The following is an 11,847-nucleotide window of genomic DNA, read 5'->3' as shown; positions in this document are numbered from 1 at the left end:
CAAGTGAATCCATCCACCTAAAACGCTTATTCCATCCCGCCCTCTATGAACTCCCGAACCTTTTCCCAGAATACTTCCGCACCGCGCATCGAGCAGCTGCGCGCCGCCATGCAGCGCCACGATGTCGACGCCTGCCTGATTCCTTCGGCCGATCCGCATCTGTCCGAGTACCTGCCGGGGCGCTGGAAGGGAAGGGAATGGCTGTCGGGCTTCACCGGTTCGGTCGCCAACCTGATCATCACCGCCGACTTCGCCGGCCTGTGGGCTGACAGCCGCTACTGGTCGCAGGCGGAAGCAGAACTGGCCGGCACCGAAATCGTGCTGATGAAAACGCCGTCGGGCAACAGCCTGCTGCACCTCGACTGGCTGTCCGCCAACCTGCCGGCCGGAAAAACGCTGGCCGTCGACGGCGCGGTGCTGGGGCTGGCCACCGCGCGTGCGCTGGAACAGGCGCTGGCCAAAGGCGGCAGCAGCCTGCGCACCGATCTCGACATACTGGGCGAAATCTGGAGCGAGCGGCCCGGCCTGCCGATGGCCGAGGTATACCAGCACCAGGCATCGCATGCGCCGCTGTCGCGCGCGGCCAAGCTGGAACAGCTGCGCCAGGCCATGCAGCAGCACGGCGCGCAATGGCACTTCATTTCGACCCTGGACGATATCGCTTATCTGTTCAATTTGCGCGGCGCCGACGTCAATTACAACCCGGTATTCCTGGCGCACGCCCTGATCGGGCCAAAACGCGCCATGCTGTTCGTCGCCGACGGCAAAGTCCCGCCGGCCTTGCGCGAGCTGCTGAGCCAAGATGGCGTCGCGCTGGCGCCTTATGCTGAAGCGGCCGAAGCGCTGGCGGCCTTGTCGACCAATGCCACGCTGCTGCTTGACCCGCGCCGCGTCACGCTGGGATTGCGGCAAGCGGTGCCGACTGCGGTCAACGTAGTGGAAACGATCAACCCGACCACCTTTGCCAAATCGCGCAAAAGCGCCGACGAAGTAGCGCATGTGCGCGCCGCCATGGAACAGGACGGCGCCGCGCTGTGCGAATTCTTTGCCTGGCTGGAGCAAGCCCTGGGCAAGGAAACCGTCACCGAAGTGATGGTCGATACCCATATCACCGCCGCCCGCGCGCGCCGCTCCGGTTTTGTCAGCCCCAGCTTCGCCACCATCGCCGGCTTCAACGCCAACGGCGCCATGCCGCACTACAAGGCCAGCGCCGAATCGCACGCCACCATCAGCGGCGACGGTTTGCTGCTGATCGACTCCGGCGGCCAGTATGTGGGCGGCACCACCGACATCACCCGCATGGTGCCGATCGGCCAGCCGTCGGCGGCGCAAAAGCGCGATTGCACATTGGTGCTGAAGGGCGTGATTGCGCTGTCGTCGGCGCAGTTTCCGCGCTCCATCAAATCCCCGTTGCTGGATGCGATCGCACGGGCGCCGATCTGGGCCGCCGGCATTGATTACGGCCATGGCACCGGTCACGGCGTCGGTTATTTCCTGAATGTGCATGAAGGCCCGCAAGTCATTTCCGGCAGCGCCGCACCCGATGCGCATACCGCGATGGAGCCAGGCATGATCACCTCGATTGAGCCGGGCATTTACCGGCCCGGCAACTGGGGCGTGCGGATTGAAAACCTGGTGCTGAACCAGCCGGCGGCCGCCAGCGAATTCGGCGAATACCTGCGTTTCGAGACGTTGACCCTGTGTCCGATCGATACCCGCTGCCTCGACGCCAGCTTGCTGCGCAGCGACGAAATCGACTGGCTCAATGCTTATCACGCCGAGGTGAGGGCGCGCCTGTCGCCGCACGTGAGGGGCGACGCCAAGCAATGGCTGGAGAGCCGGACCCAGCCTTTGTAAGGTTCGCGGTCAGCCAAGTAGGGTGGGCACCTGTGCCCACGCGTGATCGCGATAACCGGAGTACATGCCAGCGTGGCATCGGAATGACATGTACGTGGTGTGAGTTCACGCGTGGGCAAAAATGCTTGCCCACCCTACGAGAGCAATCGATAAAATTTTTTTGTGATTTAATAATCAGTAATGCGGCGGCCGTTCGTTGGCGACCTGGACCGCATTGCTGTTATCGGCAGCATCCTTGATCCGGCGCGCTAGCGCCGTGCATAGCGCTTCAAGCTGGTCTATTTTCAGTTGCTGCCGATATACCAGCTTGTTCAGCTCGTCCAGCATGTCGTCCTGGCGGGCGAGCCTGATTTCGATATCGACCATGCGGTCTTCCTGGTTCATGTTGCATTTCCTTTTTTATGGCAGCGCAAATGGTAGCGCAATAACGTTGCCTGGCGCCGCTTGATATGCGTAGCCGAGGGAAATCGGCTGGGCGGATATCCGGACTGCGTAAGGCGGGAATTCCGGATTTCCGCACAAAAAGTGCCGGAGATCTGTTTTTTCTCCGAAATTTTTTCCGGCAAATCAAGCACTTAGCTTTTTCATTAGAGCTGGCACGAAGCCTGCGATGCCTTGTATAAAAATACAATCCACAGGAGACAAAAATGCCTATTGAGATAAACTTGCCTTGCTGCAAGGCTTTCGCCATCTTCGATTCAAGTTCGCCTTAACCCTATTCGTTAATCCCCTTTGCCTGTTGAGCCTTCCAGATGGCATGATGTAGCTTGCGCGCAAGCTGCATGTGTACTGGGATTGCACAAAAACATTAAAACCAGGAGACAACCATGTCCACGCTTCATCCGTCCGACCATGCCGCCGCTGCGGACACCCGCAAACGCATCTTCGCCATTGTCGGCGCCTCGTCCGGCAACCTGGTCGAGTGGTTCGATTTTTATATCTATTCGTTTTGCGCGATCTATTTTGCGCCGAAATTTTTCCCCAGCGGCAATGCGACCACGCAGCTAGCCAATACCGCCGCCATCTTTGCAGTGGGTTTCCTGATGCGGCCTATCGGCGGCTGGCTGTTCGGCCGCATCGCCGACAAGCACGGCCGGCGCACCGCGATGATGATTTCGGTGCTGATGATGTGCGGCGGTTCACTGATGATTGCCTGCTTGCCGACCTACGAGACGATCGGCATCGCGGCACCGTTGCTGCTGTTGCTGGCGCGCCTGTTCCAAGGCTTGTCGGTGGGCGGCGAATACGGCACCAGCGCCACCTACATGAGTGAAGTCGCGCTGGAAGGGCGGCGCGGGTTTTTTGCTTCGTTCCAGTACGTGACCCTGATCGGCGGCCAGCTGCTGGCGGTATTGGCGCTGGTGATCTTGCAGCAGATCCTGAGCACCGAGCAGCTGCACGCCTGGGGCTGGCGCATTCCTTTCGTGCTGGGCGCCGTAGCCGCACTGGTTGCGCTTTACCTGCGTAAATCGCTGAGCGAAACTTCGACCGCGGAAACCCGCAAAAACAAGGATGCCGGCACTCTGGCAGGCCTGATGAAACACAAGAGGGCGTTCCTGACGGTGGTTGGCTTCACCGCCGGCGGTTCGTTGATTTTCTACACTTTTACCACCTACATGCAGAAATACCTGGTCAATACCGCCGGCATGAATGCCAAGACAGCCAGCACCGTGATGACCGCGGCGCTGTTTGTCTACATGCTGATGCAGCCGCTGTTCGGCGCGCTGTCCGACAAGATCGGCCGCCGCACGTCGATGCTCTGGTTCGGCGCGCTGGCAACCGTGGCGACGGTGCCGATCCTGCATGCGCTCAAGGATGTGACCAATCCCTATGCGGCGTTCGGCTTTGTCATCCTGGCGCTGGCGATCGTCAGTTTTTATACCTCGATCAGCGGCCTGATCAAGGCCGAAATGTTCCCGCCGGAAGTGCGGGCATTGGGTGTCGGTTTGTCTTACGCGGTGGGCAATGCGATTTTCGGCGGTTCGGCCGAACTGGTCGCCCTGGAGCTGAAAAAGGCCGGCAGCGAATCGACTTTCTACTGGTATGTATCGGGCATGTGCGCATTGGCTTTCATCGTCGCTTACAAGATGCGCGATCCGAGCAAGGAAGGTTATCTCAAAGACGTTCCGCTTGAGCCGCATGCGGCTGCTGGCGCACCTGCAGGATCACGTTGAACTCAAGCAGGCGGCAGTGCCGCCTGCCGCTGGTTTTTTTATTCGGGTGGCTGCCATGACAAGTCTGCTGGTGATGTTGAGAGCGAGAAAGCCGCTGGTTTTAATCGTGCTGGCGTCTGTCTGCGCCGCCGGCGTAGTGCTTACGACTTATGTCGTGGCGTCGAGGAAAGCCAGCAGCGACATCGGCGAGGCCAGCGAACGGCAGCTGCAAATCATCGCGCTCGATCTGGAATCGGTGCTGCAGAAGTTCGAGACCTTGCCGTTTGCCCTCGGCTTCCAGACGGATGTGTCGCAAGCGCTGGCGCGACCGGACGACAAGCTCAACATCCAGCGCCTGAACCAGACGCTGCAGTTGATCCAACGCCAGTCCAAGGTGGTGGCGATCTTCATGCTGGACCGGAATGGCCTGACGCTGGCTTCCAGCAACTGGGATTCGGATACCAGTTTTATCGGCAGGGATTTTGGTTTCCGTCCTTACTTCAAAGAGGCGATCAAAGGCAATCCTGGACGCTTCTACGGCATAGGCAACACCACCAATGTGCCAGGTTATTTCATCGCCCAGCCTATTTATGCCAGCGCCGCCGCCCATGGCGAAAACGCAGTGCTGGGCGTGATGGCGGTCAAGATAGACCTGACCGAATTCGAGCATACCTGGCGCAGCAGCGAAGATCCGATTACGCTAGTCGACAGCAGTGGCGTGGTTTTTCTGAGCAACCGGCCGGAATGGAAGTATCACAGCCTGTATCCGCTGAACGGCGCGGTGCAGCAGGACCTTACCGGCACCCATCAATATGCCGACCGGACGATTACCCCGGTCAGTTCCTTGCCGAATCGAGAGAGTTCAGGCTTCGGCCAGCACGTCACGCGCGGCATCGGCCCCCTGGGTTGGCAACTGATGCTATTCCCGTCGCAGGCGCGGATCGCCCGCATCGCCATCTTGTGGACCCTGGCTGCAGCGCTGTTGCTGGCGATTGCAGGACTTTTCCTGTGGGCTCTGTACCAGCGCAGGCGCCGGCTGGAAGAACGCCTGGTGTCGGCTGAGTACCTGGACCGGACCATCGCCCAAAGGACGCAGGAACTGCTGGTGGCGAATCACACCCTGGAAGCGAAATACGCCAAACTGCAAGAAACCGAACACCTGCTGCGCTCGACCCAGAACAAGCTGATCCAGGCCGGCAAGCTGGCCATGCTGGGCCAGATGGCGGCCGGCATCGCCCATGAACTGAACCAGCCGCTGGCGGCGATCCGGGCGTTTGCCGACAACGCCATGACTTTCCTGACGCGCGGGCAGGCCGACAAGGCCACCGAAAACCTCGGCCATATCAGCAACGCCAGCGGCCGCATGGGCAAGATCGTCGGGCAGCTCAACGGTTTTTCCAGGAAGAGCCATGAAGCGGTCGCCGCCATCGACTTGTCGAAATCGATAGAGGCGGCGGCCTTGTTGCTGCACAACGAGTTCCAGACCCATGGCGCCAGCCTGCAGATCGAGATCCGCCAGGCCGCCCGGGTGGTGGGCGACTCTGTGCGTACCGAGCAAGTGCTGATCAACCTGTTGCGCAACGCGCTGGACGCAGTGGATAATGCCGAGCAAAAAACCGTCTCCCTGGTGCTGGAATGCGAGGGCGGCGAGGCGGTGATCCGCATCCGCGATTCCGGACCCGGGATTCCGGCCCAGGTAGCCTTGCACCTGTTCGAGCCGTTTTTCACCACCAAGCCGTCCGGCAAGGGATTGGGCCTGGGCCTGGCCATTTCATCGTCCATCGTACAGGCGATGAACGGCCGCCTGACGGCAAATAACCACAGCGATGGCGGCGCCGAATTCGTATTGCGCATTCCTTTGCTGGAAACGGTGGAGTCTTGATGGAGGCAGGGGTGGCAACGCTGGAAGCAGTATTGATCGAGGATGAACAGGCAGTGCGGGAAGCGATTGCGCAGACGCTGGAATTGGGCGGGTTTACCGTCCATGCCTGCGATAGCGTGGAACAGGCGCAAGCCTGGCTGAGCCCTGGTTTTGCCGGCGTGATTGTCACCGACGTGCGGTTGCCGGGACGTTCCGGCCTGGAATTGCTGACCCAGGTCGTGACGCTGGATCCCGACCTGCCGGTGATTGTGGTGACCGGCCATGGCGACGTCAGCATGGCGGTCGACGCCATGCGCGCCGGCGCCTACGACTTCATCGAAAAGCCGTTCGCCGCCGAGCGGCTGATGGAAACCGCCCACCGGGCGCAGGAAAAGCGCAGCCTGATCCTGGAGAACCGGCGCCTCAAGGCGGCCTGGGTGGCGCATCCGGACATGCCGAGCCTGATCGGGCAGTCGGCCGCGATCGAAAAGGTCCGCACCATGATCCGCAGCGTCGGGCCGACCATGGTCGACATCCTGGTCAACGGCCAGACCGGCAGCGGCAAGGAAGTGGTGGCGCGCCAGCTGCACGTCGCCAGCGGCCGCAAAGGATCGTTTGTCGCCATCAATTGCGGCGCGCTGCCGGAAGCCGTATTCGAAAGCGAGATTTTCGGCCATGAGGCAGGAGCTTTCACCAGCGCCCAGAAACGGCGCATCGGCAAGCTCGAATACGCCAAGGGCGGCACGGTGTTCCTCGACGAAATCGAAAGCATGCCGCTGGCCTTGCAGGTGAAACTGCTGCGCGTGCTGCAGGAGCGGAAACTGGAGCGTCTCGGCGGCAACGAGCCGATCGCCATCGATTGCCGCATCATCGCCGCCAGCAAGGCCAACCTGCTGCAGATGAGCGCGCAAGGCAGTTTTCGCGAAGACCTGTATTACCGCATCGGCGTGGTCAGCATCGACCTGCCGCGCCTCAATGAGCGGCGTGAGGATATCCCGCTGCTGCTGGCGCACTTCATCCAGGGCGCCGCGCTGCGTTACCAGCGGCCGTTGCCGCAATGGACGCTGGCGCAGATGGCGCAATGGCAAACCCGCGACTGGCCTGGCAACGTGCGCGAGCTGCGCAATTTTGCCGACCGCCTGGTGCTGGGAGTGGCGGAAGGCGTGGCCGATCTAACGGTCCAGGAAGGCGACGACCTGCCCAGCGGCGTATCTTTGCCGCAGCAGATGGATAACTACGAACGCATGTTGATCGCTGAGACGCTGAACGCCAGCGGCGGCAACGTCGCCATCGCCGCCGACCGCCTGGGGCTGCCCAAGAAAACCCTGTATGACAAGCTCAAGAAATACCAGCTAGCGGTGGGGAAAATGCAAGACCGCGGTGAATGATGGTTTTTAAGTAATTATTTTGTTACCGCTAAGAAATGTTACAAGATATTATTATGCTGGACAAGCGCGTTTGAGTCTTTATCATTGGCATCTTTTTTAACATGGATGCACCAATGAGCGTTTCACCGCTGCCATCAAGCTCATCCAAAGCATCTGACCGTGGTTCCAATTTCCAATTCGGCTTTATCGACCTGCTCAAGGTCATTGCGGCGCAACTGATTGTCTTGCACCATCTGGCGTTCTACGGGCCGATGGCGGATCATGTGCGTCCTGTCGCGCCGGTTCTGATCGACTGGCTGGATACCTACGCCCGCATCGCGGTCCAGGTATTCCTGGTGGTCGGCGGTTTCCTGGCCGCCAAATCCTTGTCGCCGCAGGGCGTTTCCACCGTGTCCGATCCGCTGCGCGTCTTGTGGCGGCGCTACATGAAGCTGGTGCCACCGTTCCTGGTGGCGACCTTGCTGGCGATAGGCGCTTCTGCCTGGGCTGCGCTGTGGATGACGCATTACTCCATTTCCGCCATGCCGACCGGCATGCAGCTGGCCGCCCATGCCTTGTTGCTGCATTCCATATTGGGCTACGAATCGATCTCGGCCGGCGCCTGGTACGTCGCCATCGATTTCCAGCTGTACGCGCTGTTGACCATGCTGCTATGGCTGACCGGCGGCCTGGCCAGGCGGCGCGCCATGCCATGGCTGGCGCCGGTGCTGGTAGCGGCCGGCGTCAGCGTTTCGCTGCTGTACTTCAACCGCGATGCCGCGTGGGACGCCTGGGCGCCGTATTTCTTCGGCAGCTACGGCCTGGGCGTGATTGCCTGGTGGGCGCGCGACCTGGGCCGGCGGCCGGCGGTGGTCGCGCTGCTGCTGGCGGCGATAGTGTTGCCGACCTTGTATGCATTGGCGATCGATTTCCGCAGCCGCATCGCGGTCGCCTTGCTGGTGGCTTGCGCGCTGGTGCTGGTGAGCCGGCGCGGGATACTGCTGTCGCGCCAGCGTTTTGCCTGGATACGCTCATTCGGACGGATTTCCTACTCCATCTTCCTGGTGCATTTCCCGGTCTGCCTGGTGGTGAATGCGGCTTTCGCCAAGTTTGTGCCGGCGCAGCCGCTATTGCAGGCCTGCGGCATGGCGCTGGCCTGGGCTGCCAGCCTTGGCGCCGGCGCGGTTTTCTATCGCTGGGTGGAGATCCCGCTCAGCCGTCTCTCCACGCGGGCGCCGGAGCATGGTTCGCCGTTGCGGGTTCCCGCCACCGCCTGACGGTTACAGTACATCCTCGGTCTTCAGCGCAGCGCCCGCTGGCTGGGCCTCTGCGCGCTGGCGGCGCTGGCGCCGGAAATGCAGGAAAGCCAGCACCAGCGCTGCCAGCTGCAGCACCGCGCAAAAATAGAACGGCGCGCCGATCCGCCAGTCGCCTTTCGGCAGGTGCGACACCGCACCCAGCAATGGCGCGCCGATAACCGGGGCGATCACCGCCATCAGGCTGTTGAGCGAGCTGACCGCACCCAAGGCCTGGCCCTGGCTGTGCGAATCCACCGCGCCGGAAATGATGCTCTGGATCGAGGCGTTCACGGTAGCGCCGAATATATTGGCGAAAATCACCGCATACATCATCCACGACTGGCTGGCGACGCCCCACAAGATATAGGCAGCAGTGGAAGAGACCAGCCCGATCACCGCCAGCCGCTGCGGGCTGAAGCGCTTCAGCAACGGCCCCAGCAATACCCCTTGCACGATCACCGACATGACGCCGACCGCCGCCAGCGACTGGCCGTTCTCCAGCGGTCCCCAGCCGAACTTGAACGTGGTGTACAGCACCCAGGTGGTAAACAACATGAATTGCGCCAGACCGTTGCAGGCGATCACGGCGACCAGCGGTCCAACCGCTTTCAGGCGCGACAAGGCTTGCAGCGAGGCCAGCGGATTTGCCGCCCGCCAGCCGAAGCTGCGGCGCCGCTCCAGCGGCAGCGACTCCGGCAGCACGAAATAACCATACATCAGGTTCAGCAAGGCCAGGCTGCCGGCCACGATGAACGGCAGGCGCAGATTGACCGCACCCAGCAAACCGCCCATCACCGGGCCGACGATAAAACCGACGCCGAACATCGCGCCTATCATGCCGAAGCGCTTGGCGCGCTGCTCCGGCGGCGTGATATCGGCCACATAGGCATTGCAGACCGCCGCATTGGACTGCATGGCGCCGCCGACCAGGCGCACCACGATCAGCATCCACAGCGCAGTCGAAAACGCGGTTGCAAAAAAATTCAGCGCCAGCCCGCAAAATCCCAGCAGCAGCACCGGCCGCCGGCCGTACCGGTCGGACAGGGCGCCGAGGATAGGCGAGCCGAAAAAATTCGCGATGCCGAAAGCGAAAGCCACCGCGCCATACCAGAATGCCTGGTCGGCTTGCGAACCGGTGAATTTCCCGACCAACACTGGCAGCACCGGGATGATCAGGCCGATTGAAATCATGTCGATCAGGACGGTCAGCATGATGAAGGGCATGGCAGCGGTGCGGCCTGGGTTCTGCACGGGAAGTTTGAGATTTGTCACGCGTCGCTGCTCCGGTAAGGGGTGCCTAGGATGCGCTTCATTGTAGTTGGGCTATGTTGTTATTGCGCAACCAATTTCCACTTCGCATGTTAATTATTGTGAAAATTTACAATTCAGACATATTTCAATTATTCAAAATTAACTTTCTAACTATAATTCTTGCCAGGGAAAAAATAAATAGAAAGCAATAAATGGGGAATAACACCTTATCGGGCAAAGGTGCGGGTGGTTTATTGTGTTTTGCAAAGGGGATTGGCTTAGTTGTCTTGCTGGCTGCAGCCGTGCAAAACGGAATAGCGCAGACTGCGGTAAGCACCGAGCGAGGCGCGGCTGAAGGGTTGCGCCGGCAGGAGGAGCGCACTCGCGAACAGCAACTGCAGCTGCAACCCAAGTCCGACGTCTTGAGTCCATCGGTATCTACCAAGGTATCCACCGATCTTCCGGTCGAATCGCCATGCTTCGTGATTCGGGAAATTGCGCTCACCGGCAAGGGCATCGGACGTTTCGGCTGGCTGCAGGATGCGGCGTTGCCATTCATGAACCGCTGTATCGGCGTCGAAGGCTTGCGCCGCATCGCCTCGGCGCTGGATGGCAAGCTGATCGAACTTGGCTACGTCACTACCCGAGTCAGCCTGCCGCAGCAGAATCTCCACAACGGCACCCTTGAGCTGGCGCTGCACGTCGGCCGCATCAGCGAAGTGCGAATGGTCAAGGCGGGCGACGCCAAGCAGGCAGCGGACGATAATTGGGGAACCTGGCGCAATGCTTTCCCCGGGATCCCGTCAATGGGACCTGGCGATATCCTGAACATCCGCGACCTAGAGCAGGGCGTCGAACAAATGAAACGCCTGCCGAGTCAGGCGGTTGCCACGCGCATCGAGCCGGGTACGGAACCGGACACCAGCGTCGTCTATATAGAACGGCAAAGCGGCAGCCTCGGCGACCGCATACGCGGCGGCGTCACAGTCGACAATTCGGGCAGCAGCAGCTTGGGGCGTTCCCAGTTATCCGCCTATCTTGCGCTCGATAATCTTCTCGGCCTGAACGACATCCTGAACCTGAGCGGCAATAGTAATCTCGACCAGCCGGATCCGAACCACCGCAGCCAGAGCGCGTCCTTCAACTACAGCATTCCCTGGGGTTACAACACCTTTACCATTTCAGACAGCCACAACCGGTTTGCACAGGTGGTGCAGGGAACCACGGTCAATTTCCTTTCCAGCGGCACCAGCGATACCGCCGAATTCAAATGGCACCGCACTTTCATCCGTACTGCCTCGGCCAAATTCGGCCTGTATGCAGGTGTGGCGACGCGCCACGCAGACAGTTTCCTGGACGATGTCGAGCTGGTCGTACAGCGGCGCCGCACCACCCGGCTGGAAGCCGGCGCGACCTACAAGAAATTGATAGGACAAGGCGACCTCGACATCGACCTCGGCTATCAGCGCGGCATGCCGTGGTTCAGCGCGCAGGACGATTTCCCGCAGGTGGACGGCCTCGTCAACCTGACCAACCGGCCGCAGATCTGGACCTTGAACGCCAGCTACAACCAGCCGTTCGCGCTGGGAAAACAGTCATTCCAATATACCGGTTCGATACATGCGCAGGTGACTAACGACGCACTGCTGTCGGTCGACCAGATATCGATAGGCAATCGCTACAGCGTGCGCGGTTTTGACGGCGACAGCGTCCTGCTGGCGGAAAGCGGCTTCTATTTTCGCAACGACCTCAGCATGCCGGCCAACCTGATCCCGGGCCTCGACACGCAAATCTACCTGGGCCTCGACGCCGGCCGTGTCTGGGGCGCCAGCGAAGCCCTGCTGATCGGCAGCAAGCTGGCCGGTGCTGCAATCGGCATGCGCGGCAAATGGAAGGCGCTGCAGATGGATGTTTCGCTCGGCACGCCGTTGTACAAGCCGGAAGGTTTCAAGACGCAGCGCTGGGGTCCTTATGTGTCGCTGACCTACGCCTTTTGACGAACAGGGATTCAAAGCAGTATCGCAGTCCAGAAAAATAGACCGCCGGCACGACTGGCGGCA

General features: G+C 60.7%; 8 protein-coding genes. 6 read left to right on the top strand and 2 right to left on the bottom strand.

From position 1 onward, the window contains the following. The first annotated feature begins 45 nt into the window (after window positions 1–45). Window positions 46–1,857: an aminopeptidase P family protein gene (locus tag CFU_RS11640; protein ID WP_014006236.1), complete on the top strand. Its 1,812-nt coding sequence runs from the start codon at window positions 46–48 to the stop codon at window positions 1,855–1,857. A gap of 174 nt (window positions 1,858–2,031) precedes the next feature. On the opposite strand, the gene CFU_RS11635 is transcribed toward CFU_RS11640, so the two are convergent. Next, on the bottom strand, window positions 2,032–2,241 hold the full coding sequence (locus CFU_RS11635) for a SlyX family protein (RefSeq protein WP_014006235.1): 210 nt from the start codon (window positions 2,239–2,241) through the stop codon (window positions 2,032–2,034). A 443-nt stretch (window positions 2,242–2,684) separates the two neighbouring features. Between CFU_RS11635 and CFU_RS11630 the strand changes: the two genes are divergently transcribed. The 4 genes from CFU_RS11630 to CFU_RS11615 all read left to right on the top strand — a co-directional run bounded on the left by CFU_RS11630 (window position 2,685) and on the right by CFU_RS11615 (window position 8,515). Further along, entirely contained in the window at window positions 2,685–4,031 is a 1,347-nt protein-coding gene (locus tag CFU_RS11630) for an MFS family transporter (protein WP_014006234.1), read from the top strand. A 76-nt stretch (window positions 4,032–4,107) separates the two neighbouring features. After that, entirely contained in the window at window positions 4,108–5,892 is a 1,785-nt protein-coding gene (locus CFU_RS11625; RefSeq protein ID WP_041743371.1) for a sensor histidine kinase, read from the top strand. Further along, window positions 5,892–7,259: a sigma-54-dependent transcriptional regulator gene (locus CFU_RS11620; RefSeq protein ID WP_041741829.1), complete on the top strand. Its 1,368-nt coding sequence runs from the start codon at window positions 5,892–5,894 to the stop codon at window positions 7,257–7,259. Before CFU_RS11625 ends, CFU_RS11620 begins: the two co-directional genes overlap by 1 nt. A gap of 113 nt (window positions 7,260–7,372) precedes the next feature. Next, the gene (locus tag CFU_RS11615) at window positions 7,373–8,515 is read left to right on the top strand and encodes an acyltransferase family protein (RefSeq protein WP_050808566.1); all 1,143 of its coding nucleotides are present in this window, start codon (window positions 7,373–7,375) and stop codon (window positions 8,513–8,515) included. Window positions 8,516–8,518: 3 nt separating this feature from the next. On the opposite strand, the gene CFU_RS11610 is transcribed toward CFU_RS11615, so the two are convergent. Beyond that, entirely contained in the window at window positions 8,519–9,808 is a 1,290-nt protein-coding gene (locus CFU_RS11610; RefSeq protein ID WP_014006229.1) for a TCR/Tet family MFS transporter, read from the bottom strand. A gap of 281 nt (window positions 9,809–10,089) precedes the next feature. Between CFU_RS11610 and CFU_RS11605 the strand changes: the two genes are divergently transcribed. Next, on the top strand, window positions 10,090–11,784 hold the full coding sequence (locus tag CFU_RS11605; RefSeq protein ID WP_238531296.1) for a ShlB/FhaC/HecB family hemolysin secretion/activation protein: 1,695 nt from the start codon (window positions 10,090–10,092) through the stop codon (window positions 11,782–11,784). Window positions 11,785–11,847 lie beyond the last annotated feature (63 nt).

Source organism: Collimonas fungivorans Ter331, assembly GCF_000221045.1.
Lineage (GTDB): Bacteria > Pseudomonadota > Gammaproteobacteria > Burkholderiales > Burkholderiaceae_D > Collimonas > Collimonas fungivorans_A.
The sequence above is the reverse complement of the archived record's forward strand: the minus strand, read 5'-3'. Positions and strand labels throughout refer to the sequence as shown.

What these genes read in the sequence shown, in the direction of transcription:
- CFU_RS11640 (WP_014006236.1), top strand. Translation starts at nt 46, where the DNA reads ATGAACTCCCGAACCTTTTCCCAGAATACTTCCGCACCGCGCATCGAG.
- CFU_RS11635 (WP_014006235.1), bottom strand. Translation starts at nt 2,241, where the DNA reads ATGAACCAGGAAGACCGCATGGTCGATATCGAAATCAGGCTCGCCCGC.
- CFU_RS11630 (WP_014006234.1), top strand. Translation starts at nt 2,685, where the DNA reads ATGTCCACGCTTCATCCGTCCGACCATGCCGCCGCTGCGGACACCCGC.
- CFU_RS11620 (WP_041741829.1), top strand. Translation starts at nt 5,892, where the DNA reads ATGGAGGCAGGGGTGGCAACGCTGGAAGCAGTATTGATCGAGGATGAA.
- CFU_RS11615 (WP_050808566.1), top strand. Translation starts at nt 7,373, where the DNA reads ATGAGCGTTTCACCGCTGCCATCAAGCTCATCCAAAGCATCTGACCGT.